The sequence below is a fragment of the Streptomyces sp. PSU-S4-23 genome, from assembly GCF_055632315.1.
Map to the genome: position 1 here is coordinate 7,460,144 of NZ_JBVMUU010000002.1, position 25,899 is coordinate 7,486,042.

The 25,899-nt window shown below is 71.1% G+C and carries 23 protein-coding genes; 8 read left to right on the forward strand and 15 right to left on the reverse strand.

Going from position 1 to position 25,899, the window contains the following annotated elements; genetic code table 11:
• The first annotated feature begins 50 nt into the window (after positions 1-50).
• The gene (locus ACZ79I_RS33745) at positions 51-578 is read left to right on the forward strand and encodes an isochorismatase family protein (RefSeq protein WP_471502609.1); all 528 of its coding nucleotides are present in this window, start codon (positions 51-53) and stop codon (positions 576-578) included.
• Between the two features lie 239 nt (positions 579-817).
• On the opposite strand, the gene fdhD is transcribed toward ACZ79I_RS33745, so the two are convergent.
• The 12 genes from fdhD to rpe all read right to left on the reverse strand — a co-directional run bounded on the left by fdhD (position 818) and on the right by rpe (position 15,882).
• Positions 818-1,702 (reverse strand): formate dehydrogenase accessory sulfurtransferase FdhD, encoded by an 885-nt coding sequence (gene fdhD / locus ACZ79I_RS33750; RefSeq protein ID WP_471502611.1) that lies wholly within the window; start codon positions 1,700-1,702, stop codon positions 818-820.
• Between the two features lie 7 nt (positions 1,703-1,709).
• Positions 1,710-2,570 (reverse strand): 2Fe-2S iron-sulfur cluster-binding protein, encoded by an 861-nt coding sequence (locus tag ACZ79I_RS33755; RefSeq protein WP_471502613.1) that lies wholly within the window; start codon positions 2,568-2,570, stop codon positions 1,710-1,712.
• Positions 2,567-4,390: an NADH-ubiquinone oxidoreductase-F iron-sulfur binding region domain-containing protein gene (locus ACZ79I_RS33760; RefSeq protein WP_471502615.1), complete on the reverse strand. Its 1,824-nt coding sequence runs from the start codon at positions 4,388-4,390 to the stop codon at positions 2,567-2,569. The genes ACZ79I_RS33755 and ACZ79I_RS33760 overlap by 4 nt, the downstream gene beginning before the upstream one ends.
• A 4-nt stretch (positions 4,391-4,394) precedes the next feature.
• Positions 4,395-6,314 carry a molybdopterin oxidoreductase family protein gene (locus ACZ79I_RS33765; protein ID WP_471502617.1) on the reverse strand — a complete coding sequence of 640 codons (1,920 nt, stop codon included), beginning with the start codon at positions 6,312-6,314 and terminating at the stop codon, positions 4,395-4,397.
• Entirely contained in the window at positions 6,311-7,282 is a 972-nt protein-coding gene (locus ACZ79I_RS33770) for a 2-dehydropantoate 2-reductase (RefSeq protein WP_471502619.1), read from the reverse strand. The genes ACZ79I_RS33765 and ACZ79I_RS33770 overlap by 4 nt, the downstream gene beginning before the upstream one ends.
• 144 nt (positions 7,283-7,426) lie before the next feature.
• Entirely contained in the window at positions 7,427-9,043 is a 1,617-nt protein-coding gene (locus ACZ79I_RS33775) for an NADH-quinone oxidoreductase subunit M (protein ID WP_471502621.1), read from the reverse strand.
• A gap of 56 nt (positions 9,044-9,099) precedes the next feature.
• Positions 9,100-10,101 (reverse strand): CbbX protein, encoded by a 1,002-nt coding sequence (gene cbbX / locus ACZ79I_RS33780; RefSeq protein ID WP_471502623.1) that lies wholly within the window; start codon positions 10,099-10,101, stop codon positions 9,100-9,102.
• Positions 10,098-10,529 (reverse strand): ribulose bisphosphate carboxylase small subunit, encoded by a 432-nt coding sequence (locus ACZ79I_RS33785; protein ID WP_471502625.1) that lies wholly within the window; start codon positions 10,527-10,529, stop codon positions 10,098-10,100. Before ACZ79I_RS33785 ends, cbbX begins: the two co-directional genes overlap by 4 nt.
• A 17-nt stretch (positions 10,530-10,546) precedes the next feature.
• Complete coding sequence (locus ACZ79I_RS33790; RefSeq protein ID WP_471502627.1) at positions 10,547-11,995, reverse strand: form I ribulose bisphosphate carboxylase large subunit; 1,449 nt, start codon at positions 11,993-11,995, stop codon at positions 10,547-10,549.
• Positions 11,996-12,140: 145 nt separating this feature from the next.
• Entirely contained in the window at positions 12,141-13,103 is a 963-nt protein-coding gene (locus tag ACZ79I_RS33795; protein WP_471502629.1) for a phosphoribulokinase, read from the reverse strand.
• Positions 13,091-15,169 carry a transketolase gene (gene tkt / locus ACZ79I_RS33800; RefSeq protein ID WP_471502631.1) on the reverse strand — a complete coding sequence of 693 codons (2,079 nt, stop codon included), beginning with the start codon at positions 15,167-15,169 and terminating at the stop codon, positions 13,091-13,093. Before tkt ends, ACZ79I_RS33795 begins: the two co-directional genes overlap by 13 nt.
• On the reverse strand, positions 15,169-15,882 hold the full coding sequence (rpe, locus tag ACZ79I_RS33805; protein ID WP_471502633.1) for a ribulose-phosphate 3-epimerase: 714 nt from the start codon (positions 15,880-15,882) through the stop codon (positions 15,169-15,171). The genes tkt and rpe overlap by 1 nt, the downstream gene beginning before the upstream one ends.
• A gap of 159 nt (positions 15,883-16,041) precedes the next feature.
• Here rpe and ACZ79I_RS33810 point away from each other — a divergent pair, with 159 nt between their 5' ends.
• Positions 16,042-16,704, forward strand: coding sequence for a response regulator (locus tag ACZ79I_RS33810; protein ID WP_471502635.1), 663 nt, complete (start codon positions 16,042-16,044; stop codon positions 16,702-16,704).
• Positions 16,701-17,897: a GAF domain-containing sensor histidine kinase gene (locus tag ACZ79I_RS33815; protein WP_471502637.1), complete on the forward strand. Its 1,197-nt coding sequence runs from the start codon at positions 16,701-16,703 to the stop codon at positions 17,895-17,897. The genes ACZ79I_RS33810 and ACZ79I_RS33815 overlap by 4 nt, the downstream gene beginning before the upstream one ends.
• Here the strand turns inward: ACZ79I_RS33815 and ACZ79I_RS33820 are convergent.
• From ACZ79I_RS33820 to glpX, 3 genes are read right to left on the reverse strand one after another with little or no spacing between them, the layout of a single operon-like run.
• Positions 17,872-18,594 carry an HAD-IA family hydrolase gene (locus tag ACZ79I_RS33820; protein ID WP_471502639.1) on the reverse strand — a complete coding sequence of 241 codons (723 nt, stop codon included), beginning with the start codon at positions 18,592-18,594 and terminating at the stop codon, positions 17,872-17,874. The two genes, ACZ79I_RS33815 and ACZ79I_RS33820, sit on opposite strands and share 26 nt — an antisense overlap.
• Positions 18,591-19,607 carry a class I fructose-bisphosphate aldolase gene (locus tag ACZ79I_RS33825; RefSeq protein WP_471502641.1) on the reverse strand — a complete coding sequence of 339 codons (1,017 nt, stop codon included), beginning with the start codon at positions 19,605-19,607 and terminating at the stop codon, positions 18,591-18,593. Before ACZ79I_RS33825 ends, ACZ79I_RS33820 begins: the two co-directional genes overlap by 4 nt.
• A gap of 49 nt (positions 19,608-19,656) precedes the next feature.
• Positions 19,657-20,679, reverse strand: coding sequence for a class II fructose-bisphosphatase (gene glpX, locus ACZ79I_RS33830; protein WP_471505365.1), 1,023 nt, complete (start codon positions 20,677-20,679; stop codon positions 19,657-19,659).
• Between the two features lie 393 nt (positions 20,680-21,072).
• Here glpX and ACZ79I_RS33835 point away from each other — a divergent pair, with 393 nt between their 5' ends.
• The 5 genes from ACZ79I_RS33835 (at position 21,073) to ACZ79I_RS33855 (ending at position 25,886) form a co-directional block, all read left to right on the forward strand.
• Positions 21,073-22,398 (forward strand): OFA family MFS transporter, encoded by a 1,326-nt coding sequence (locus ACZ79I_RS33835; RefSeq protein ID WP_471502643.1) that lies wholly within the window; start codon positions 21,073-21,075, stop codon positions 22,396-22,398.
• Positions 22,373-22,501: an MFS transporter small subunit gene (locus tag ACZ79I_RS33840; protein ID WP_471502645.1), complete on the forward strand. Its 129-nt coding sequence runs from the start codon at positions 22,373-22,375 to the stop codon at positions 22,499-22,501. The genes ACZ79I_RS33835 and ACZ79I_RS33840 overlap by 26 nt, the downstream gene beginning before the upstream one ends.
• A gap of 158 nt (positions 22,502-22,659) precedes the next feature.
• The gene (locus ACZ79I_RS33845) at positions 22,660-23,607 is read left to right on the forward strand and encodes a beta-ketoacyl-ACP synthase III (RefSeq protein WP_471502647.1); all 948 of its coding nucleotides are present in this window, start codon (positions 22,660-22,662) and stop codon (positions 23,605-23,607) included.
• Between the two features lie 178 nt (positions 23,608-23,785).
• A complete protein-coding gene (locus ACZ79I_RS33850) occupies positions 23,786-24,463 on the forward strand; it encodes a GntR family transcriptional regulator (RefSeq protein ID WP_471502649.1) in 678 nt (225 codons plus the stop codon).
• A 241-nt stretch (positions 24,464-24,704) separates the two neighbouring features.
• Complete coding sequence (locus tag ACZ79I_RS33855) at positions 24,705-25,886, forward strand: ROK family protein (RefSeq protein WP_471502651.1); 1,182 nt, start codon at positions 24,705-24,707, stop codon at positions 25,884-25,886.
• Positions 25,887-25,899 lie beyond the last annotated feature (13 nt).

Here is a 25,899-nt window from a genome sequence, read left to right on the forward strand (position 1 = left end):
GTTGATCCGGATCGCGGGCACACAGGGCTGACGGAGGATAACGTTCCGTCATGACCGCACCCCTGGAGCTCGATCCCGCGCGCACCGCCCTTGTGCTCGTCGACCTGATGGACCGCGTCGTCGCCCTGCCACTGGAGCCCCGCAAGGGCACCGACGTCCTCGTCCCGGCGGAGGACCTGGCGCGCATGTTCCGCTCGGCCGGCGCACTCGTCGTCCTCGTCCGCGTCGAGCGCCCCGGAGTCCCCGAGCAGCCACCCGGCAGCGGACTGGTGGACGGACTGCTCACCGACGGCGATCTGGAGGTGGTGAAGCGGACACTCGGCGGCTTCCACGGCACGGGTCTGGATCAGCGCCTGCGGGAGCGCGGCGTCACCACCTTGGTGTTCGGAGGCATCGCCACCAACCTGGGCGTGGAGTCCACCGCCCGCGCCGCCTCCGACCTCGGCTACGACCTCGTCTTCGTCGAGGACGCCATGGCCGCGTTGACCGCGGCGGAGCACGAGGCGTCCGTGCGGCTGGACTTCCCGCGACTGGGATCGGTCGTGACCGCCTCCCAGGTGCGCCTCACGGCCCGCTGACGGACCGGCCGGTGCACCGGCGAACCTGACGGACCGGCGAACCGCTGACGGACCGGCCAACCGCTGACGGACCGGCCAACCGCTGACGGACCGGCCAACCGCTGACGGACCGGCCGACGAGGAGCGCCGCTGCTGCGGCCGGTCCCCGCCGGGGGCGGCCGGGACTGAGGCGGGGCCCCTGCGGCGCAGGGGGCGCTCCCCGCCGGTCGGGGCCCCGCCGCCGTGACGCGGGGGGCCGGTCAGCCTCGGGCGGCCGCGGTCCGCAGGGCGATGCGGTCCTCACCCGCGTACACGTTCATGGAGCTGCCCCGCAGGAAGCCCACCAGGGTCAGGCCGGTCTCCGCGGCCAGGTCCACGGCCAGCGACGAGGGCGCCGAGACCGCCGCCAGCACCGGGATGCCCGCCATCACGGCCTTCTGCGCCAGCTCGAAGGAGGCCCGGCCCGAGACCAGCAGGATCGTGCGGGACAGCGGCAGGTTCCCGTTCTGCAGGGCGCGGCCGACCAGCTTGTCGACCGCGTTGTGCCGGCCCACGTCCTCCCGGACGTCGAGCAGTTCGCCGCCCTCGGCGAACAGGGCCGCCGCGTGGAGCCCCCCGGTCCGGTCGAACACCTGCTGGGTCGCGCGCAGCCGGTCGGGGAGGCTCGCGAGCAAGTCAGGGTCCACCCGGACCGGGGGAGTATCGGTGATGGACCAGCGGGCCGTTGTCCGGACCGCGTCCAGGCTCGCCTTGCCGCACAGGCCGCAGGACGAGCTCGTGTAGACGTTGCGTTGCAGCGTGATGTCGGAGACCACCACGCCCGGCGCGGTGCTCACGTCGACCACGTTGTAGGTGTTCGAGCCTCCGGCGCCCTCCGCTGCGCCCGAGCGGGAGGCACCTCCACCCGTGGCGCCCGCGCAGTACACGATGTTCCGCAGTTCCCCCCGCTCGGCGAGCACTCCCTCGCTGACCAGGAACCCGGCGGCGAGCGCGAAGTCGTCGCCGGGGGTGCGCATGGTGATCGCGAGCGGCCTGCCGTTGAGTCTGATCTCCAGGGGTTCCTCGGCGACGAGCGTGTCGGGGCGGGTGGAGACCGCCCCGTTACGGATCCGGATCACCTTGCGTCGTTCCGTGACTCGTCCCATGTCCTGATCAGCCCCGGTTCTGTACGTGCTGGTAGCCGAAACGGCCCTTGATGCAGAGATTGCCGTGGGTCACCGGGTTGTCGTGCGGAGAGGTGACCTTGACGATCTCATTGTCCTGTACGTGCAGCGTGAGGTTGCAGCCCACGCCGCAGTACGCGCACACCGTGGTCGTCTGCGTCTGCGCCGACTCGTCCCAGGTACCCGCCGCGCGCATGTCGAACTCCGACTTGAACGACAGCGCGCCCGTCGGACAGACCTCGATGCAGTTGCCGCAGTACACGCACGCCGAGTCCGTGAGCGGCGCGTCGTGTTCCACGGCGATCCGGGCGTCGAAGCCGCGGCCGGCCACGGAGATCGCGAAGGTGTTCTGCCACTGGTCACCGCAGGCGTCCACGCACTTGTAGCAGAGGATGCACTTGTCGTAGTCGCGGACGTACAGGTCGTTGTCGATCCTCGGTTCCTCGTCCAGACGGGCGGCGTCCGGCCCGAAGCGGTCCGGCTTCGCCTCGTACTCCTTGATCCACTCGGCCGCCCGCGGTGTCGTCGACAGGTCGGCCGAGGACGCGAGCAGTTCCAGGACGACCTTGCGGCTGTGGCGGGCCCGTTCGGTGCCGGTCCGCACCTCCATGCCCGGCTCGGCCCTGCGCGAGCAGGCCGGCACGAGGGTGCGCGAGCCCTCGACCTCCACCACGCACACCCGGCAGGCGTTCTTCGGGGTGAGCGTGTCGCCCTGGCAGAGCGTCGGGACGTCCTTGCCCGCCGCCCGGCAGGCGTCGAGGATCGTCGATCCCTCGGGGACCCGGGCCTCCTCGCCGTCGATGGTGAACTCGACCGGCCGGCGGGGCACTCCGAGCGGTATGGCGGTCATTCGTACGCCCCCAGACGGTCGATGGCGGATTCCACGGCGTTCCAGGCGGTCTGCCCCAGACCGCAGATCGAGGCGTCCCGCATCGCACGGCCGACGTCCCTGAGCAGGGCGATGTCGTCGGCGGCCGCCGCGCCGGTACGCTCCGCGATGCGGCGCAGCGCCTCCTCCTGGCGCACGGTCCCGACCCGGCAGGGCACGCACTGGCCGCAGGACTCGTCGCGGAAGAACTCCGCGATCCGCAGCAGCAGCCGCGGCAGCGGGACGGTGTCGTCGAAGGCCATGACGACGCCCGAGCCGAGCGTGGTGCCCGCCTCGCGGGTGCCTTCGAAGGTGAGCGGGACGTCCAGCTCGTCGGGGCGTACGAAGCCGCCGGCCGCGCCGCCCAGCAGGACGGCGCGCAGCCGCTCGCGCACGCCGGCCAGGGCGAGCAGCTCGCCGAGCGTGGCGCCGAACGGCAGTTCGTAGACGCCCGGCCGGTCCACGCTCCCCGAGACGCAGAACAGCTTGGGCCCGGTGGACCCGCCCGTGCCGATCGCCGCGTAGGCCGGGGCGCCCATCGTCAGGATCGGCAGGACGTTGACCAGCGTCTCCACGTTGTTCGCGACGGTGGGCCTGCCGAACAGTCCCCTCTCGACGGGGAACGGGGGCTTCGAGCGAGGCTCCCCCCGGTACCCCTCGATGGAGTTGAACAGGGCCGTCTCCTCGCCGCAGATGTAGGCGCCCGCGCCGCGCCGGATCTCCAGGTCGAAGGCGTACCCCTGGCCGAGGATGTCGTCGCCGAGCAGTCCCCGGGCGCGCGCCTGGCCGATGGCGTGCCCCAGGCGCCGCAGCGCGCGCGGGTACTCACCGCGGAGGTAGAGGTACCCCTTGTGGGCGCCCGTCGCGTACGCCGCGATCGTCATCGCCTCGACGAGCGCGTACGGGTCGCCCTCCATGATCACCCGGTCCTTGAAGGTGCCCGGCTCGGACTCGTCCGCATTGCACACCAGGTAGTGCGGGTGGTCGGGCCTGGACGCCGTGGCCTGCCACTTGCGGCCCGTGGGGAAGGCGGCGCCGCCGCGCCCGAGCAGGCCGGAGTCGGTGACCTCGCGGATGACGCCGGCGGGCCCGAGCTCGAAGGCCCGGCGCAGGGCCGTGTAGCCGCCGTGGGCGCGGTAGTCGTCCAGCGAGGAGGGGTCGACCACGCCGACGCGGCGCAGCAGCGTCAGTGACGGATCGCCTGCCTGGGGCACCGCCGTCGCCGCCGGGGGTTCCTCGGGCGCCGAGTCGGGCGCGCTCGCCGCGAGGACGGCCGACGTCACGGTCGCCGGCGCCGGCACGGCCGTACGGACCGGGTCCCCGGCCCTGATCGCGAGCGCCGCCGGGGCGCGCTCGCACAGGCCGAGGCAGGGGCTGCGTTCCACCGCGACACCGCTGCCGGGGCCCAGCCGGGACTCGATCCCGGCGCACAGGTCCGGGGCTCCGGCGGCCGTGCACGCGAGGTCCGTGCAGACGTGGAGCACGGTCGAGGGCCGGGGCCCGACCGAGAACATGGCGTAGAAGGTGGCGACGCCGTACGCCTCGGCCGGCGGCACGGTCAGCCGCCGGCACAGGTAGTCGAGGGCGCCCTCGCTGATCCAGCCGACCCGGTCGTTGACGGCGTGCAGCCCCGGCAGCAGCAGGTCGCGGCGGTCCCGGGCCTCCCGCCCGCCGCGCGCCCATCTCAGATCGGCGTCGGAGCGGTCCGCGCCCTCCCACGAGGACTCCGGAGGGCCCAGCAGGGCGTCCACGGCCGCGCGTTCCTCGTCCGTGGGCTTGCTGTCGCCGAAGTGCAGATCCACCACATCACCTCCCAGAGGAAGCGGCCGGAAGCTTCTCGATCCGGATCGCCGACGCCTTGAACTCCGCGGTGCCCGCGATCGGGCAGTTGGCCTCGATGGTCAGCCGGTTGGTGTCCACCTCGTCGGGAAAGTGGAAGGTCATGAACGCGAGCCCGGGCCGCAGGCCGGTGTCGACCCACACCGGCGCCACCACGGACCCGCGCCGCGACGCCACCAGGACCTCCTCGCCCACCGCGACCCCGTAGCGTTCGGCGTCCTCCGGGCACAGCTCGACGTACTCGCCCCGCCGCAGCGGTGAGGCGAAACCGCCGCTCTGCACACCGGTGTTGTACGAGTCGAGCCGCCGCCCGGTCGTCAGCCGGATCGGGTACGCCTCGTCGGTGAGGTCCACGGGCGGGTCGTGCCGGACGATCCCGAAGGGCGCGGGCATCCCGCGCCCGGCCGGGTCCGTCTCCCACAACCGGCCGTGCAGGAAGGTCGGTTCGAGCCGGTCGGTGCTCGGGCACGGCCACTGGATGCCCTGGTGCTCCTCCAGCCGCTCGTACGTCATCCCGTAGTGGTCGGGCGACACCGACCTGAGCTCGTTCCAGACGGCCTCGGCGCCGGCGTACTTCCACTCGTGCCCGAGCCGGGCGGCCAGGTCGCAGATGATGTCGATGTCCTCGCGCGCCTCACCGGGCGGCGCCAGGGCGCGGCGCACCCGCTGAACCCGCCGCTCGCTGTTCGTCGTCGTACCCTCGGTCTCCGCCCACCCGGCGGTCGCGGGCAGGACCACGTCCGCCAGTTCGGCCGTCCTGGTGAGGAAGATGTCCTGCACGACGAGGAAGTCGAGCGCCCGGAGCCGGCGTACCGCCTGCTCGCTGTCCGCCTCCGACTGCGCCGGGTTCTCGCCGATGCAGTAGACGGCCCGCAGCGTGCCCTCCTCCATCGCCTCGAACATCTCCGTCAGGTTCAGCCCGTAGTGCGGCTGGATGACGGTGTCCCAGGCCGATTCGAACCTGTGGCGCGTCGCGGGGTCGAGGATGTCCTGGAAGCCGGGCAGGCGGTTGGGGATCGCGCCCATGTCGCCGCCGCCCTGCACGTTGTTCTGGCCGCGCAGCGGCTGCAGCCCCGAGGCGTAGCGGCCGACATGGCCGGTCAGCAGGGAGAGGTTGATCAGCGCCCGGACGTTGTCGGTGCCGTTGTGGTGCTCGGTGATGCCGAGGGTCCAGCACAACTGGGCGCGCTCGGCGCGGGCGTAGGCGTGCGCAAGTTCCCTGATGGCGCGGGCCGGCACGCCCGTCACCTTCTCGGCGAGCGACAGCGTCCACGGCTCGACCAGCGCGCGGTACTCCTCGAAGCCGGTCGTCGCCCGCTCGATGAACGCCTCGTTCGCCAGGCCCGCGTGGATGATCTCGCGGCCGATCGCGTGCGCCATCGGGATGTCGGTTCCGACGTTCAGCCCGAGCCAGCTCTCCGCCCATTCCGCGGTCGAGGTGCGGCGCGGATCCACCGCGTACATCCGGGCGCCGTTCCTGATGCCCTTGAGCACGTGCTGGAAGAAGATCGGGTGGGCGAAGCGGGCGTTGGAGCCCCACATCACGATGACGTCGGTGTGCTCGATCTCCTCGTACGACGACGTCCCGCCGCCCGATCCGAAGGCGGCCGACAGACCCGCGACGCTCGGTGCGTGGCAGGTCCGGTTGCAGGAGTCGACGTTGTTGGTGCCCATGACGACCCGGGCGAACTTCTGCGCCACGTAGTTCATCTCGTTGGTGGCGCGGGCGCAGGAGAACATGCCGAACGCGCCGCGTGCCGCCTCCAGGCCGCGGGCGGCGCGGTCCAGCGCCTCGTCCCAGCCGGCCTGCCGGAACGGCTCGTCGCGGGAGTCCCGCACGAGCGGGTGCGTGAGCCGGGTGTAGGTCCTGGGGTCTCGTTTCCTCATGCGGCGCTCCTCAGCGCGAGCAGATCCGAGATGGCGTGGACGGTGCGCAGGGTGGGCACCTCCACGCCGGTGATCTCCGCCAGCTCGACGACCGCCGCGAGCAGCACGTCGAGTTCGAGCGGCTTGCCGCGCTCCAGGTCCTGGAGCGTGGAGGTGCGGTGGTCGCCGACGCGCTCCGCGCCCGCGAGGCGCCGTTCGACGGAGACGCCGACCGTGCAGCCGAGGGCCTCGGCGACCGCGAGCGTCTCGCTCATCATGATCTCGATGACCCGGCGGGTGCCGTCGTGCAGGCACATCTGCCGCATGGTCGCGCGGGCCAGGGCGCTGATGGGGTTGAACGAGATGTTGCCGAGCAGCTTGAGCCAGATGTCGTTGCGCAGGTCGGTTTCGACCGGGCACTTCAGGCCGCCCGCCTGCATGGTCTCGCTGAACGCCAGACAGCGCGCGGAGACGCTGCGGTCGGGCTCGCCGATGGAGAACCGGGTGCCTTCCAGATGGCGTACGACCCCCGGGGCCTCCAGTTCGGTCGCCGCGTAGACCACACAGCCGATGGCCCGTTCGGGCGCGAGCACCGCACTGACCGCGCCGTCCGGGTCCACGCTCTCGACGCGGTGGCCGTCGTGAAGGCCACCGTGCCGGTGGAAGTACCACCAGGGGATGCCGTTCTGGGCGGCCACGACCGCCGTGGCGTCGTGCAGCAGCGGCTCGATCAGCGGCCCGCACGCCGCGTACGAGTTGGCCTTGAGTCCCAGGAACACATAGTCCACCGGGCCGATGTCGCCCGGGTCGTCGGTGGCGTGGGCCCGTGCGGTGAAGTCACCGCGCGGGCTGTGCACGCGCACCCCGTGCCGCCTCATGGCCGCCAGATGCGGTCCACGGGCGACGAGGTGCACATCGGCGCCCGCGCGGTGGAGTGCGGCGCCGACGTAGGCGCCGATCGCACCGGCGCCGAGAACTGCGACTTTCACGTGAACACTCCGTTCGGTCGAGGGAGTACCGCGGAGATGGGAGGACACCGAACACGTCGGCGAAATATTGTCTACAGTATGGAGATTGGGTCGGCAAGGGTTCGCGCAGGGCGGGAATCGAGGCCGGTCTCCTTCGTGTGCCGCCTACCGTGGGGGCGCGGCCCTTCCGCCCTTCGCGTCCGGGACCGCAGGAGCGGGATCCGACGCACCCACATCGGACAGGCTGTGGCGGACGGACGGGGTGACGATGTCCGTGACCGGCTTGGGGTAGACGCCGAGACCGATCAGCAGCGCGATCAGCGGGACGGCGACCACGAGTTCGCGGACCTTCAGGTCGGGCATCCCGGACACCTCCGCCTTCACCGGCCCGGTCATGGTGCGCTGGTAGAGCAGCAGCACATACAGGGCCGCCGGCACGATGGCGAAGGCGGCGACGGCACCCAGCACCGGGTGGCGGCCGAAGGTGCCCACCAGGACCAGGAACTCACTGACGAAGGTGCCGAGGCCGGGCAGGGCCAGGGTGGCCAGACCGCCGATGAGGAAGGTGCCCGCCAGCAGTGGCGCCACCTTTTGCACCCCGCCGTAGTCGGCGATGAGCCGTGAACCGCGCCGGGAGATGAGGAAGCCGGCGACCAGCATCAGAACGGCCGTCGATACGCCGTGGTTGACCATGTAGAGCGCCGCCCCGACCTGGCCTTGGCTGGTCATCGCGAAGATGCCCAGGACGATGAAGCCGAAGTGGGAGATCGAGGCGTACGCGATCAGCCGCTTGATGTCGTGCTGCCCGGCGGCCAGCAGGGCACCGTAGACGATGCCGACCACGGCGAGGACCAGGATCACCGGAGCGGCCCACTTCGACGCCTCCGGGAAGAGCTGCAGGCAGAACCGGAGCATCGCGAAGGTGCCCACCTTGTCGACCACCGCCGTGATCAGCACGGCCACCGGCGCGGCGGACTCTCCCATCACGTTCGGCAGCCAGGTGTGCACCGGCACCATCGGTGCCTTGACCGCGAAGGCGAGGAAGAACCCGAGGAACAGGACGCGTTCGGTGACCGTGTCCATGGCCAGCGCTCCGTCGGCCCGCGCCCGCACGATCTCCTGGACCGAGAAGGTCCCCGCGCCCAGCTGATCAGCCGTCACGACGAACAGACCGACCATCGCGGCCAGCATGACCAGACCACCGGCCAGGTTGTAGAGCAGGAACTTCACCGCCGCATACGAGCGTTGCGCTCCTGCCCCGGCCTCGCCCTGCTCTCCGGCCCGGTCCCCGAAGCCGCCGATCAGGAAGTACGCCGGCACCAGCATGGCCTCGAAGAAGACATAGAACAAGAAGACGTCGAGGGCCTCGAAGGACAGCACCACCATCGCCTCGACCGCCAGGATCGATGCGAAGAAGCCCTGAGTCGGCCGCCACCAGCGATGCGCGTTCCGCTCCACCGGCCCGGCATCGTGCCAGCCGGCCAGGATGACGAACGGGACCAGCAGCGCGGTCAGCACGGTCAACGCCACCGCCATGCCGTCCACACCCAGCTCGTAGCGCACCCCGAAGTCACTGATCCAGGTGTGGGACTCGGTCAGCTGGTACCGCGGGCCGGCCGGGTCGAAGCGCACCAGCACCGCCACCGCCGACACCAGCGTGCCCAAGGAGAAAGCCAGCGCCGTCCACTTGGCCGCGGCTCGCCCGGCGGCCGGCACGGCCGCGGTGGCGACGGCGCCCAGTGCCGGCACCGCAGCCGTGGCCGTCAGCAAGGGAAATGACATGGATCAGACCGCCCCATCAACAAGATCGCAGTTTCGCACTTTTCCGGTTCCGGTGGTCAGGCCGCCGAGTGGGTACCGCCGCCCGCCTCGTCGGAGAACACACTGCTGCCCAGGAAGTCCTCGGGCTCGAAGCGCATCAGATCGTCCTTCCCCCAGCCACGGCCGGTCGCGGACACCAGCCGGTGGGCCTGCCGCAGCCGGGCCCGCTCCAACGCGTTGCGGACACTGCGCGCGTTGGAGAACCGAGGCCGTTCCATCCGCAGCCTCAGATACTCGCGGAACGTCTTCTCGGCCGTTTCGGAGAAGCGGTAGTTCTCCCCTTCGAGCATGAGACGGGCGATGGCCATGAGCGCCTCGACGTCATAGTCGGGGAAGTCGAGGTGGTGGGCGATGCGCGAGCTCAAGCCGGGATTCGAGGCGAAGAACGCGTCCATCCTGTCCTGGTAGCCGGCCATGATGACAACGAGGTGTTCCCGCTCGCTCTCCATGACCTGCAGGAGGATCTCGACGGCCTCCTGGCCGTAGTCACGCTCGTTGTCCGGCCGGTGCAGGTGGTACGCCTCGTCGATGAACAGCACACCGCCCATCGCCTGCTTGAGCACCTCCTTGGTCTTTGGCGCGGTGTGCCCGACGTACTGCCCGACGAGGTCGTCGCGGGTCACGGCCACCAGGTGCCCGCGCTCGATGTAGCCGAGCCGCTGCAGCAGGCCGGCCATGCGCAGCGCCACCGTCGTCTTCCCGGTGCCGGGGTTGCCGGTGAAGGACATGTGCAGGCTGGGACGGGTCGAGGTCAACCCGAACTGCCTGCGGGCCCGGTCGACGAGCAGCAGGGCGGCGATGTCCCGCACCTTGGCCTTGATCGAGTCCAGCCCGATCAGCTCCCGGTCCAGGGCCGTGAGCACCGAGTCGACGTCGGAGCGCCGGCGCTCCGCGGCGAGGTCGACGGTGGCGTCCGCGGCGAGCGGAGGCGGATCGCCGGCCTCCGGCCCGGCCGGGCGTTGGGGCCCGGCCGGCATCCCGAAACCCGGGCGGCGCGGTTCGGGTCCGTGGCCGGTCATGATCCCTCGGCCCGGTAGCGGTCGCCCGCGGGACGGCCGAGGGCATAGGGATGGGTCGAGTAGGCGATCCGCCGGTCCGAGCCCTCCTGCCGGTCGAGCCGGAACCCGGGCTCGTCCGCGGGACGGTTGACGATGAACGACATGGCGGTGGTCTGCCGGCCGTACGAGGCGTCGAAGGCGTTCACCCGGATGTAGCGGTTCGGGTATGCCTTGCGGCACTCGTTCACCTCGTAGAGGACGCCGGCGGCCGACGTCTCGTCGAACATCGGCAGCCCCCACATCTCCCAGTAGTTGTTGCGGGGGTGCGGGTCGTCGGTGAACTCGACCGAGAGCGCCCAGCCGCGGTCCAGCGCGTACTGGGCCTGCGCGGTGATCTCCTCGTCGGTCAGCTCGGGGAGAAACGAGAACATTCCTTGGGTGATGCGCATGGGTCAGTTCCCCTTCCTCACACCGCATCCGGCGTCGCGACGACATCGGGGGTGTCGGTGGACGCGTAGTCGAAGGTGATGTCACCCCAGGTGGCCAGGGCCATGTCGAGCTCCCGGCTGTTCTTGGCGGCGGCCTTCAGCACGCTCTCGCCCTCCCTGAGGAGGTCCTTGCCCTCGTTGCGGGCCTTGACCATCGCCTCCAGCGCCACGCGGTTGGCGGTCGCGCCCGCCGCGATGCCCATCGGATGGCCGATGGTGCCGCCGCCGAACTGCAGGATGACGTCGTCGTCGAACAGGTCCAGCAGCTGGTGCATCTGGCCGGCGTGGATACCGCCGGAGGCCACCGGCATGACCGCCGGCATGGAGACCCAGTCCTGCTCGAAGTACAGGCCCTTGGCCGGGTCCGGCTCCACCTTGTCCTTGCGCAGCGTGTCGTAGTAGCCCAGGACGGTGCCCCGGTCGCCCTCCAGCTTCCCGATGACCGTACCGGCGTGGATGTGGTCGACACCGGCCAGGCGCATCCACTTGGACACGACGCGGAAGCTCACACCGTGGGACTTCTGGCGGGTGTAGGTCGAGTGACCGGCACGGTGCAGATGGAGGACGACGCCGTTCCTCCGGGCCCACTTGGCCATCGACTGGATCGCGGTGTAGCCGACCGTCAGGTCGATCATGACGATGACGCTGCCGAGTTCCCTGGCGAACTCCGCACGCTCGTACATGTCCTCCATGGTCGCCGCGGTGACGTTGAGATAGTGCCCCTTGATCTCACCCGTCTCGGCCTGCGCCCGGTTGACCGCCTCCATGCCGAACAGGAAGCGGTCCCGCCAGCGCATGAACGGCTGGGAGTTGATGTTCTCGTCGTCCTTGGTGAAGTCCAGGCCGCCGCGCAGCCCCTCGTAGACCACCCGACCGTAGTTGCGGGCGGACAGACCGAGCTTGGGCTTGATGGTGGCACCGAGCAGCGGGCGCCCGTACTTGTTGAGCATCTCGCGCTCCAGCACGACGCCGTGCGCGGGACCCTGGAAGGTCTTGACGTAGTGCGGGGGGATCCGCATGTCCTCCAGGCGGAGGGACTTGACCGCCTTGAACCCGAACACGTTGCCGATGATCGAGGAGGTGAGGTTGGCGATCGACCCCTCCTCGAACAGGTCCAGGTCGTAGGCGATGTAGGCGATGAACTCGCCCGGCCGGCCCGGGACGGCCTCCACCTTGTAGCACTTGCCCCGGTAGTGGTCGTGGGCGGTGAGCCGGTCGGTCCACACCACGGTCCACGTGGCGGTCGAGGACTCACCGGCGACGGCGGCCCCGGCCTCCTCCGGCGGGACGCCCTCCTGCGGAACCATCCGGAAGGCGGCGAGCACATCGGTGTCCTTGGGCTCGTAGTCGGGCCGCCAGTAGCCCATCTCGGTGTAGGGGATCACCCCCGCACTCCAGCGTCCGCCCGTTTCCGTACCTGCTGTCATGTCCTGCTCCCGATGAGGCATGGTGTCCCGCGACGCTCGAATGAGTGGTTGATGCTCGTGGCCGACGGGCCGGCCGGATGCCGGCCGTCCCGTACCGGCCGGCATCGGGGAAACGACAGCCGATCATGCAGACCGCGAGGGCCTGTCACCGGGCTGCGGCCTGATGCGAACTCGACCGCTCGGCATCCAGCAGGTGGTACAGGAGCAGCAGCTGGGTGATCCCCAAAGGCTCGCTGCGCTGCCCCGTGCCGAGATCGCCCAGCGTGTCGGGCAGTTCCGCGTCGACGCCGAGCCTCGACCAGATCGCCTTCTGGACGACCTGGCTCTCCTCGATGGGGCCATAGCCGTGGACGTGCAGGGCATCGCACGGGCGACCGTCCTCGTCCCTGCTCATCTTGAGGTGGATCGACCGCCGCTCGCTGCTGTCGAGGATCGTCGAGAGGCCGGGGTGCCCGATGGTCGGGCGCAGCAGAAGCTCGGCCGACAGCGGCGTGTTCGGCGGGTCGTCGCGGCCGGCGATCGGCGCGAACCGGACCACCAGGTCGGCGAAGGCACGCTGCGGCCGGATGTACGCCGCCGACTCCGGCTCCCGGAGCTCCAGCTCCGCGGCCACCTGCTCCGGCTGGTAGCCGCGCTTCTGCGTGTCCCTGGCGATCTTCCACTTCCGCCGGATCTCCTCGGGCGGGCCGAGGTAGACGGCGATGTCGAAGCAGGCCCTGCTGATCCTCGTGTGGAGCGGCAGCAGCCCCTCGACGATCACGAAGTCCCGCGGCTCGACCAGCTCGGGGCGGGCCAGCAGCCCCGTGTCGTGGTCGTAGACCGGCTTGAGGACGGGCTCACCCATCGCGAGGAGCTGCAGATGCTGCTCCATGATCTTCACGTAGTTGCAGTCCGGGTGCAGCGCCGTGAACGGCAGGTTCTTGCGCTCCTGCCGGTCGTAGCGGTGGTAGTCGTCGACGCAGATCGCCGTGACCCGCTCCGGGCCGAGCGCGTTGACCAGTCCCTTGGTCAGCGTCGTCTTGCCCGCGGCGCTGTCTCCCGCGATGGCCATCATGACCGGGCGCTTCTGCTTGTCCCGGGCGCGTTCCATTCTGATCAGCTTGGGCATGACGTGCCGTCCTCCTCGCCCCCCGGCCCGGTCAGGGAGAGCGCGGCCTGCACGACCGAGGAAACGGTGAAGCCCAGTTCCGCGTAGACGGTCGGGCCGGGAGCGCTGGCTCCGAACCGGCGCAGCCCGATGACCTTGTCGCCGGGACGGGACAGAGCCGCCCAGCCGTGCGGAACACCGGCTTCGATCCACACCGCCGGACAGTCGGGCAGGAGGTCGCAGCCCTCGGCCGACCGCTGTTCGAACCGTTCGCGCCACGGCACGGACAGGACCCGGGCCACGACACCTCGATCGGCCAGTTCGGCGGCCGCGGCCACCGCGAGCTCCACCTCGGAACCGGTGGCGGCGAGGACCACGTCCGGCGTCCGGGTGCCGTCGCGGACGATACGTGCACCGTCGCGCGCGATCGCGCCCCGGGGAACCGGATCCAGCACCGTCAGCTTCTGCCGGCTGAGCACCAGCACGGACGGGCCGTCCTGATGCTGCAGCGCCGTCTGCCAGCAGGCGGCCGTCTCGTTGGCGTCGGCCGGGCGCAGCACCATCACGTCCGGGATCAGCCGCAGGGCCTCGATGTGCTCGATCGGCTGGTGGGTCGGCCCGTCCTCCCCGACCATGATCGAATCATGGGTGAGGACGAACACCGACGGAACCTTCATCAGGGCGGCCAGCCGCACCGCGGGCCGCAGGTAGTCGGAGAAGACCAGGAAGGTGCTGCCGTAGGCGCGCAGACCTCCGTGGAGCGTCATCCCGTTGAGCATCGCCGCCATCGCGTGCTCGCGGATACCGAAGTGCACCGTGCGGCCCGCGAAGGAGCCGGGGCGGACATCCCCGGCTCCGGGGATGGTGGTGTTGGTGGACGCGGCGAGGTCGGCCGACCCGCCGACGAGTCCGGCGTAGGCGGGTCCGATCGCGGCGAGTGTGGCACCCGACGCCTCACGGGTCGCCAGCGCGGTGCCGGCCTCGAAGACCGGCAGCAGCTTCTCCAGGTCGGCGGGCGGCTGAGCGGCGGTGTCCCAGGATGCCGCCAGCTCCGGGTCGGCCTGCTGCCAGCTCTGACGGGTCTTCTCCCAGCTCAGCCGCGCGGCCTTGCCGCGCTCGCCCAGTTCCTTGCAGCGCTGTGCGACTTCCTCGGGAACGTGGAAGCTCTCGGCGGGCCAGCCGGCCGCCTCCTTCGCCGCGGCCAGCTCGCTCTCGCCCAGCGGAGATCCGTGGACCTTGCTGGTCCCGGCCATGGTGGGCGCTCCGTCGCCGATCACGGTCCGGACCGCTATCAGCGTGGGCCGTGTCTCGTCCGCCACCGCCTCCGCGTACGCGGCCGTCAGCGCCTCCATGTCGTTGCCGTCGGCCACGCGAAGGGTCTGCCAGCCGTACGCGGTGAACCGGCCGTGCACGTCGTCGGAGCAGCTCTGGACCGCCGGCCCGTCGATCGTCACGTCGTTGTCGTCGTAGATGACGATCAGACGGCCCAGGCCGAGGTGACCGGCGAGGGAGGCCGCCTCATGGCTGATGCCCTCCATCAGGTCGCCGTCACCGGCGATCACCCAGGTGCGGTGGTCGACCACGGTGTGCTCGTCGGTGTTGCCGCGCTCGGCCCGCATGCGCTCGGCCAGTGCCAGGCCCACGGCCGTGGCGATGCCCTGGCCGAGGGGCCCGGTGGTCACCTCCACGCCGGGGGTGTGGCCGTACTCCGGGTGTCCGGGTGTCTTCGAGCCCCACTGGCGGAACCGGCGCAGCTCGTCGAGGGGAAGGTCATAGCCGAACAGGTGGAGCAACGAGTACAGCAGCATGGACCCGTGGCCCGCGGAGAGCACGAAACGGTCCCTGTCCTCCCACTGCGGCTCGCCGGGGTCGTGCCGCAGGAAGCGCGACCACAGCGTCCATGCCGCGGCGGCGGCACCCATCGGCATGCCGGGGTGCCCGCTCTTGGCGGCCTGGACGCCGTCGGCGGCGAGGAACCTGATGGTCTTGACGGCCAGCGCGTCCACCTCGTCGGGTGTGCCGTGGCCGTGCTGCGCCCCGGCGACGGTCCCGGCGGGCCGCGTACCGCTTCCCGGCCCCGGCGCCATCAGGCCGCGTCCTTGCCGTGAGCGGAGTCCGCCAGCGCCGACTCCGCGAGCCCGCGCAGATGGGCGACCTCGTCGGCGAGCCTGTCCCGGTGCCGGAACAGCGCGCTGCCGGCACAGAACGTCGTCGCGCCCGCCCGTGCGGCGCCGCCGATGGTGTCCCGTCCGATCCCGCCGTCGACCTCGAGCTCGATCTCGTGCGGCTGGTCCTGGATCAGCGAGCGGACCTCGGCGATCTTCTGCTCCATCGACGCCAGGTACTCCTGGCCGCCGAAGCCCGGGTTCACGGTCATCACCAGCACCAGATCGACCAGGTCGAGCACGTGCGCCACGGCGCTGGCCGGCGTCGCCGGGTTGAGCGCCACACCGGCACGCGCGCCCAGCTCGTGCACCGCTGCCAGCGTCCGGTGCAGGTGGGTGCACGCCTCGGCGTGCACGATGACGAGCGAGCAGCCCGCCGACACCCAGTGGGGCAGCATCCGGTCCGGGTCCTGGACCATCAGGTGCGCCTCGAACTCGAGGCCGACCTGCGGGCGGACCGAGGCGATGACATCGGGACCCATGGTCATGTTGGGGACGAACGATCCGTCCATGACGTCCCACTGGATCCGGTCGACACCGGCCTGCTCCAGGGACCGGCACTCTTCCCCGAGACGGGAGAAGTCCGCGGGCAGGACTGAGGGAACGATGCGTGGTCGTACCACGGTAGGTTGCATGGAGCGACCTCCTGATCAACGGCGTGGGCCGAAGGTAGGCCACCGGAGGTCGCGCAGGTCCCCCCCGCTTGGGGGATCCACCAGGGGGATTTCCGCTGTCGGCAGGTTCAGGGCCGCCCGGCCCCTCGATTTACGTGCATCTTTTCGTAGGCTCATCGCATGAAGAAGCAGCCGCTGCGCCTTGTCCTCGTGGATGATCACGAGATGGTCCTTGAAGGTCTCAAGGCTGTCCTCGCCCGTTTCTGGGGCAGGGTCCGCGTCGTCGGGCAGGCGATCACCGCGGTCGACGCCGAGCGACTGGTCGCGGGGCTCGACCCTGACGTCGTCGTGCTGGACGTACGGCTGCGCGGCCCGCTGAGCGGCCTGGACCTGTGCCGCCGACTGGTCGAGAAAGACCCCAAGAGGCGGGTGGTGCTGCTCAGCGCCTACGACGACGAGCAGTACCTGTTCCAGGCCCTGCGCGCCGGTGCGGCCGGCTATCTGCTCAAGTGGATCGACGGCGAGGGCCTGGTCCGGCATCTGGAGATGGCCGCCGCGGGCGAGACGGTCATCGATCCCACCATGGCCGGACGCGTGGTCGCCTCCGCTGCCCGTCTGCAGGCCGGTGAGTTCTGGCCGGGCGCCCGGCTGGGCCTCACCCAGCGGGAGAGCGAGGTCCTGGGCCTGCTGGTGGCCGGGCTGTCCAACAAGGCGATCGCCGGAAGGCTCGTGCTGGGCGACGAGACGGTGAAGAGCCACGTACGGGCGATCTTCCGCAAGCTCGAAGTGAACGACCGGGCCAATGCCGTGGCGGTGGCCCTGAGGGAAGGAATCTTCCGATGACCGCGGCAGAAGGCCTCGGACTCCCCGACGCCTGCCAGGAGAACACCTTGCTGGTGGGCATCATCGAGGCGATCTCGGCAGGGCCGGAACTGGGACTCCTCGCGGCGAAGGTGGCTGACCTCATCGTCACCGCCACCGCCACCGACGTCTGCTTCGTCCACGTCCTCGACGACGGCGAAAGATCGCTCACCCTGGCGGGAGCCACGCCTCCGTTCGACGAGCACGTGGGCCGCATCCGGTTGCCCCTGGGGGACGGGGTGGCGGGCTGGGTGGCCAGCCACCAGGAGCCCGTCGTCATCACGGAGCACAAGGAGAGCGACCTGCGCTACCGCTACTTTCCCGAGCTGCGCGGCCGCGACTTCACCTCGATGGTCTCGGTACCGATGGCCACGCGCCCCGGCGGGCTGGTCGGGGTGCTGAACGTGCACACCCGGCTCCGCCGCGAATTCACGGAGCGGGACATCAGGGTGCTCACCTCGATCGGCGCCCTGGTCGCCGGCGTGATCCACCAGGCCAGGCTGCACCGCCGGCTGGCCCTGCGCGAGCGCATCCACGAGCGGTTCACCGAACAGGTCGTGGCCGCACAGGAAGCGGAGCGCCGACGCCTGGCGGCCGACATCCACGACGGGATCACCCAACGCCTGTGCAGCCTGCGCTTCCACCTCGACGCGGCGGCCGGCGCGCTCCACGAGTCCGTGGACTTCGCCGCCGCACAACTGGTGCGGGCGCAGCAACTGGCCGATCTCACGTCCGAGGAAGCCCGCGCGGCGATCAACGACCTGCGTCCGCCCGTCCTCGACGACCTCGGCCTCGCCGACAGCCTGGCCAGTCTGGCCCGCTCCGTCGCGGGCCTGGAGGTGGTCGTGGACGCCGAGGAGTGCGAGCTGCCCGACCATGTCGCGATCGCCCTGTACCGCATCGCGCAGGAGGCCCTGCAGAACGTCGTCAAGCACGCCGGGTGCACGAGGACCTATCTGAGCGTTGCGACGACGCCCGGCGAAGTGATCCTTCGGGTCAGGGACGACGGGCGCGGTTTCGACCGCGGCTCCACGGCGTTCGGGGAGGCGCCGGCCACCGACGGGTACGGCATGACGAGCATGGAGGAACGTGCCGAACTCATCGGCGGCCGGCTCGAAGTGCGGTCACGGCCCGGTGAGGGCACGACGGTCACCGCTCGGGTGCCGCTCGGCTGACCGAGGACCATGCGTCGAACAGCGCCCCCAGGCTCGGGAAATTCCGCGCCACGGCCAGCGCCCCCCTGAAGTCCTGACCGCTGGTGTAGTCGTTGGTCACCACGACGCACCGCAGGCCGGCGCCGAGTGCCGCGCGCAGCCCGTTCTCGGAGTCCTCCACGGCCAGCGCGGCCCCGGGCCCGAGCCCGAGGCGCGCCAGCACATCGTGGTAGACGGCCGGATCCGGCTTCAGCAGGGGTACGTCGGTGCCGGTCACCACGGTCTCGAAGGTGCCCGGCTCGAACAGCCCGTCCAGGAGCGGTTCGACCCACTCCCGGGAACCCGTGGTCGCCACGGCGAGCGTCACACCGGCGCCGGCGAGACGGTCGATCAGGTCGTGGACCCCGGGGCGCGCCGGGATCTGTCCCTGTTCGACGAGCACGCGAAAGCGTTCGGTCTTGTCCTTGTGCAGGCCGGCGGCGAGCACCGCGGCCTCCTCGGCGCCAAGACCGGTCTCTTCGAGCCATGCCGCGATCCGCCTGCGCCCACCGGTGATACGGAGCAGCCGACCGTACTCCTCGGCCCCCCACCGGTGGGGCAGGCCCGCGGCGGCGAAGGCGGCGTTGAACGCCACCCGGTGGCCATGCCGTTCGCTGTCCACCAGGGTGCCGTCCACATCGAAGATGACCGCCCGCCGCGGCCGCGCCGACGCGGTCACGCAGCGGCGCTTTCCAGCGCCTCGCTGTAGTTCCCGGCCAGGGCGGCCGTGTTGCAGGCCACCCGGTGCGCCAGCACCTTCTGCCCGGTCTCCCACAGCTCGGCCTTCCCGACCCAGGCCTCCAGCGCCGGGGCCACCAGGGCCCGGCCGAAGGAGAAGGTGAGCGGCCACGGCGCGGGCAGCTTCTGCATCGCGTCCAGGTTCGCGCTGGCGGCGGAGGCGCTCTGGCCACCGGACAGGAACGCGATTCCGGCGACGCTGGACGGCACCGTGTCACGCAGCACACCCACCGTGGCGGCGGCGACCTCCTCGGGCCCGGGAGTCTCACCCGAGTCCTTGCCCGGCACCACCATGTTGGGCTTGAGGACCATGCCCTCCAGGCGGACCCCGGCGATCCGCAGCTCGGCGAAGACCTCGGCCAGCGTCTGAGCGGTCACCGCGGCGCAGTCGCTCATCGAGTGTGCGCCGGTCATCATCACCTCGGGCTCGACGATCGGCACGACGCCGGCCTCCTGGCACAGCGCCGCGTAGCGGGCCAGAGCGTGGGCGTTGGCATGCCGGGCCCGCGCGCTCGGCAGGTTCTCGCCGATCGTGATCACCGCGCGCCACTTGGCGAACCGCGCCCCCAGCGCGGCGAATTCGGAGAGCCGTCCGCGCAGACCGTCCAGCCCCTCGGTCACCGTCTCACCGGGCGCTCCCGCCAGCGGCCTGGCGCCGGTGTCCACCTTGATCCCCGGGAGCAGTCCCAGCGACTGCATGGCCTCCGGGAACGGCCTGCCGTCGGCCACCGACTGCCGCAGCGTCTCCTCGCACAGGATCACGCCGCTGACACCGTTCGCGAGATCCGGCGTGGTCACCAGCATCTCCCGGTACGCCCGGCGGTTCTCCTCGGTGGGCTCCACGCCGACCTGCTGGAGCCGGTCGGACATGGTGCCGATGCTCTCGTCCGCGGCGAGGATGCCCTTGCCGCGCTCCACCATCGCGGCGGCCGTGGCTGCCAGCTGATCGGTCACGTGTTCGTCTCCTTCTCGTCGGCCGAGCTGCCGCCCGGCCCATGGACTGTCATGCCTTGGTTGTGGTGCTGGTCGCCGTCGGCGCCGTGTGCCCGGCCGGGTCGAGCCGGTGTTCGCTGCGCACCAGCAGGACGGTCCTGCTGCGCGAGCTCATGACCAGCGACTCCGTGGTGGCCCGGTCCGGGCCGTGACGGACACCGCTCATCAGGTCCCCGTCGGTGATGCCGGTCGCCACGAAGATCGCGCCGTCGCCTGTGACGAGGTCGTCGGTGCAGAACACCCGGTCGGGATCATGGCCGGCGTCCAGGACCCCGCGTCGTTCGTTCTCGTCACGCGGCGCCCACCGGGCCTGGAGCACGCCGCCGAGGCACTTGACGGCGCAGGCCGCGATGATCCCCTCCGGAGTGCCGCCGATGCCGAGCAGCATGTCGATCCCGGTGCCCTCGCGCGCTGCCATGACCGCCCCCGCGACATCGCCGTCGGGGATGAACCTGACCCGTGCGCCGGCCGCACGCACCTGGTCGGCGAGGTCCTTGTGCCGTGGCCGGTCCAGCATGCACACGGTGACATGCCTGGGGTCCACGCCCTTGCCCCTGGCGACCGCGCGCACGTTGTCGGCGACCGGCGCGGTGATGTCGACGAGCGCCGCGGCCGCCGGACCGGTGACGAGCTTGTCGATGTAGAACAGGGCCGAAGGATCGAACATGGATCCCCGCGGGCTCGCCGCGAGCACCGAGAGCGCATTGCTCATTCCCTTGGCGGTCAGCGTGGTTCCGTCGATCGGATCGACCGCGACGTCGTAGGCAGGCCCACGCCCGTCGCCGACGGCCTCGCCGTTGTAGAGCATGGGCGCTTCGTCCTTCTCGCCCTCGCCGATCACCACGACGCCGTTGAACGGGAGCGTGCTCATCTTCGCGCGCATCGCGTCCACGGCCGCCTGGTCGGCGGAGTGCTTGTCGCCCCGGCCCGCCCAGTGCGTGGCTGCGATCGCCGCAGCCTCGGTCGACCGCACGAGATCAAGCGCCAGATGGTGTTCCGGCAGCGAGTGGTCGCTGGTCCGTACCGGGTCCATGGTCTGTGCATGCAAGGCACTACCTCCTGCCTCACGCGAAGTCGATCGCGTGGTGCTCGGACCGTAGGGCAGATTCCGCTGTCCATCTCCCCCGGACAGGTGGAACTCACGGGGGATATCCGGCCGTGGCTCGCCTCCACGGGCCACCGGCAGGCCACCGGCGGCCGAAGCGCCGGGCCGGCCGAAGCGCCGGGCCGACCGAAGGGATTCACCTCGGCCCATATCCACCCGAAGATCCGCAAACACCGGCATGAAGACCGGCCGCCGCGGTCATGGCACGGGCATGCCCTGCCCGACGCGGCGACCGTTCACCGCACGCGGGATACCGTTCATCGCATACCGTCTACGTGACGGGTTCTCAACTCCCGTTGAATTTTCTACGGTTCGGGACCCATGAGCCCTCCTGTCGCACCCACGGGATGGAGCCGTTGGCTGGTCCCGCCCGCCGCTCTGTCCGTCCACCTCTCCATCGGCCAGGCGTACGCCTGGAGCGTGTTCAAACCGCCCCTCGAATCCGCCCTGCACCTCAGCGGCACGCAGAGCGCGCTGCCCTTCCAGCTCGGCATCGTCATGCTCGGCCTGTCCGCCGCGTTCGGCGGCACGCTCGTGGAGCGCAACGGGCCCCGCTGGGCGATGACCGTGGCCCTCGTCTGCTTCTCGTCCGGCTTCCTGCTCTCGGCGCTCGGCGCGGCCACCGAGCAGTACTGGCTGATCGTCCTCGGCTACGGCTTCGTCGGCGGCATCGGGCTCGGCATCGGCTACATCTCGCCCGTCTCCACGCTCATCAAGTGGTTCCCCGACCGGCCCGGCATGGCCACCGGCATCGCCATCATGGGCTTCGGCGGCGGCGCGCTGATCGCCTCGCCCTGGTCGGCGCAGATGCTCCAGTCGTTCGGCACCGACCCCTCGGGGATCGCGCTCGCCTTTCTCGTGCACGGGCTGTCGTACGCCGTCTTCATGTCGCTCGGTGTGCTGCTGGTGCGGGTGCCGCGCACCGAGAGGCCCCTCGCGTCCGGGCCCAGCGCCGTCGAGGGCGTGCAGGTCTCCGCCCGCAGCGCCGTGCGTACCCCCCAGTTCTGGTGCCTGTGGATCGTGCTCTGCATGAACGTGACCGCCGGCATCGGCATCCTCGAGAAGGCCGCCCCGATGATCACGGACTTCTTCGCGGACACGTCCACGCCCGTGTCGCTCTCGGCGGCCGCCGGCTTCGTCGCGCTGCTGTCGGCGGCCAACATGGCGGGCCGCATCGGCTGGTCGTCGACCTCCGACCTGATCGGGCGGAAGAACATCTACCGCGTCTACCTGGGCGTCGGCGCGCTGATGTACCTGCTCATCGCCTCGTTCGGTGACTCCTCCAAGCCCCTGTTCATCCTCTGCGCGCTGGTGATCCTCTCCTTCTACGGGGGCGGCTTCGCCACCGTCCCGGCCTATCTGAAGGACCTCTTCGGGACGTACGAGGTCGGGGCGATCCACGGCCGGCTGCTGACCGCCTGGTCGACCGCCGGCGTGCTCGGGCCGCTCATCGTGAACTGGATCGCCGACCACCAGAAGGAGGCGGGCAAGCACGGGGCGTCCCTCTACGGCCTGTCCCTCATGATCATGATCGGACTGCTCGTCATCGGATTCGTCGCCAACGAGCTGATCCGGCCCGTCCACCCCCGCCACCACATCCCCGCACCGAAGGAGGCCGCCGATGGACGCCGAGAGCAGCCCGCCTGAACGGCGGTTCCTGATCGCCCTCTCCTGGCTGTGGGTGGGGGCTCCCCTGTGCTACGGCCTCTACGAACTCGTACTGAAGGCCAAGCAGCTCTTCACCGGGTGAGGCCGGGGCGGCCCCACCGGCATGCGGGGGCGTCCGGGCGTCTGCGGGAAGCCGACAACGCTGACGTGCCATTCCTGTCGCTTCACGTGCCGCCGTACCCATGAGTCACTGATCAGACTGGTGGATCCCGCTACCCAGGCACCGAGGGGGAACCACCCATGCACGGCTCACGCATCGCCGCCGTCGGCCATTACCAGCCCGCCAGGGTCCTCACCAACGAGGACCTGGCGGGCATGGTCGACACCAGCGACGAGTGGATCAGGACCCGGGTCGGGATCCGGTCGCGCCACATCGCCGGGCCGGACGAGCCCGTCGACGAACTGGCCGCGCACGCCGCCGCGAAGGCGCTCGCCGCAGCGGGCCTGATGCCCGGTGACATCGACCTGGTGCTGGTCGCCACGTCCACGGCCGTCGACCGCTCGCCGAACACGGCCGCCCGCGTGGCGGCCCGGCTCGGCATCCCCTCCCCGGCGGCCATGGACGTCAACGTCGTCTGCGCCGGCTTCACCCACGCGCTCGCCACCGCCGACCACGCCGTGCGCGCGGGCGCGGCCCGGCGGGCCCTTGTCGTCGGCGCCGACAAGATGTCCGACGTGACGGACTGGACCGACCGTACGACGTGCGTGCTGGTCGGGGACGGCGCCGGGGCCGCCGTGGTCGAGGCGTGCCCGCCCGGGGACGAGCCCGGGATCGGACCCGTGCTGTGGGGCTCGGTGCCCGAGATGGCGCATGCCGTGCGCATCGAGGGCACGCCGCCCCGGTTCGCGCAGGAGGGGCAGAGTGTGTACCGGTGGGCCACCACCCGGCTGCCACCGATCGCGCGCCGGGTCTGCGAGCGGGCCGGGCTCACGCCCGAGGACCTCGCCGGAGTCGTGCTGCACCAGGCGAACCTGCGCATCATCGAGCCGCTCGCCGAGAGGCTCGGGGCCGTGAACGCGGTCGTCGCCCGCGATGTCGCCGACTCCGGGAACACCTCGGCGGCGAGCATCCCGCTCGCGCTCTCCAAACTCGTCGAGCGCGGGGAGATCCCGTCCGGCGCCCCCGTGCTGCTCTTCGGGTTCGGCGGGAACCTCTCGTACGCGGGACAGGTCGTGCGCTGTCCGTAGCCGGTGTGCGCCCCGCTCCGGGGCGGGCCGGGTGCCGTCCGCAGGACCCGTGCCGGGATGATGTGACGAGGCCGACTCCCCGCGGCCCTGGCCTCTGGACGCCGTAGACTGTAGACGAAAGACAATCCATACTGGCTTTCCGGCTGCCGCGCTGCCGTTGCCCTGGAGGGGGACCGCGATGTTGTCGACAGGACTGCCGCAGGGAGCGGTGCCCAAGCTCGAACGGCCGGGCCCGCTGCGCGACCGTGTCTACGAGGCGCTCCTCGAACTCATCACCACGCGCGCCCTCCAGCCCGGCCAGCACCTCGTGGAGAGCGAACTGGCCGGGCATCTAGGGGTCTCCCGGCAGCCGGTGCGCGAGGCGCTGCAGCGGCTGAACACCGAGGGGTGGGTCGATCTGCGGCCCGCCCAGGGCGCGTTCGTGCACGAGCCGACCGAGGAGGAGGCCGACCAGCTCCTGACGGTCCGTACGCTGCTTGAGGCGGAGGCCGCCCGGCTCGCCGCCGCCAACGCGGGCAGCGCCGGGGTCGCGGCCCTCGAGGAACTGTGCGCGCAGGGCGAGCAGGCCGTGGCGGGCGACGACGTGGACGCCGCGGTCGCCTTGAACGCTCGCTTCCACACCAAGGTGATGGAACTGGCGGGCAACGCGGTGCTCGCGGAGCTGGCCGGGCAGGTCGACCGACGGGTGCGCTGGTACTACACACCGGTCGCGCGCCAGCGCGGACAGCAGTCCTGGAACGAGCACCGTGCCCTGATCGCCGCGATCGCGGACCGCGACGAGCAGCGTGCCACACGGCTCATGCGCGAGCACACGGAGCACACGCGGCGGTCGTACCACGCCCGGACGGCCTCCTGAACCCCGCTCACGCCGGGAACGCCCCGGCGGGGCGGGCCGTCGCCGCGGCCGCCGGCACCGCCGTCCACGCGGCCGGTCCGGCGACAGCCGGTCCCGCCGAACCCGGCTTTGTCCTGTGAGTGGAGAAAGTCGTACCCAATTCCTGCGCGACTTCTTCCCAGCCCCGGCAGCCGCTGCTACGTTCCCCTCGAAAGACCGGTTCCAGGTGCCGACATGAGGCGGGGAGGGGCTCGTGAGACGCATGACCGCACGTCCCGCGAACGCCCACCAGGCCCGGCTGCTCAAGCTGTTGCGCGACCAGGGGCCCAAGTCCCGGGCGCAACTGGGTGATCAGGTCGACCTGTCCCGCTCCAAGCTGGCCGTGGAGGTGGACCGGCTTCTGGAGACCGGGCTCGTCGTGGCCGACGGGCTCGCCGCCTCCCGTGGCGGCCGCCGCTCCCACAACGTCCGGCTCGCGCCGAACCTGCGCTTCCTCGGTGTGGACATCGGCGCGACCTCGGTCGACGTCGCGGTCACCAACGCCGAACTGGAGGTACTGGGGCACCTCAACCAGCCCATGGACGTGCGCGAGGGCCCCGTCGCGGTCTTCGAGCAGGTCCTCGCCATGGCCGCGAAGCTGAAGGTCTCCGGCCTGGCGGAGGGCTTCGACGGCGCGGGCATCGGCGTCCCCGGCCCGGTCCGCTTCCCGGACGGTGTGCCCGTCGCCCCGCCGATCATGCCGGGCTGGGACGGCTTCCCCGTGCGGGAGGCGCTCAGCCAGGAACTCGGCTGCCCGGTCATGGTCGACAACGACGTGAACCTGATGGCCATGGGGGAACAGCACGCGGGCGTCGCGCGCTCCGTGGGCGACTTCCTCTGTGTGAAGATCGGCACCGGAATCGGCTGCGGCATCGTCGTGGGCGGTGAGGTCCACCGCGGCACGACCGGCAGCGCCGGCGACATCGGGCACATCCAGGCCGTGCCCGACGGACGTCCGTGCGCCTGCGGCAACCGGGGCTGCCTGGAGGCCCATTTCAGCGGCGCGGCCCTCGCCCGGGACGCGCTGGAGGCGGCCCAGCAGGGACGCTCGGCGGAACTCGCCTCCCGGCTGGAGACCAACGGCGCCCTCACCGCCGTCGACGTCGCCGCCGCGGCCGCCGCGGGCGACGCCACCTCGCTCGACCTCATCCGGGACGGCGGCACCCGCACCGGCCAGGTCATCGCCGGACTGGTCAGCTTCTTCAACCCCGGACTCGTGGTGATCGGCGGCGGGGTGACCGGCCTCGGCCACACCTTGCTCGCCGCGATCCGCACCCAGGTCTACCGCCAGTCGCTGCCGCTGGCGACCGGCAACCTGCCCATCGTGCTGGGTGAGCTGGGCCAGAACGCCGGCGTCATCGGCGCGGCCCGCCTCATCAGCGACCACCTGTTCTCACCCGCGTAAGCGATCCGCACCG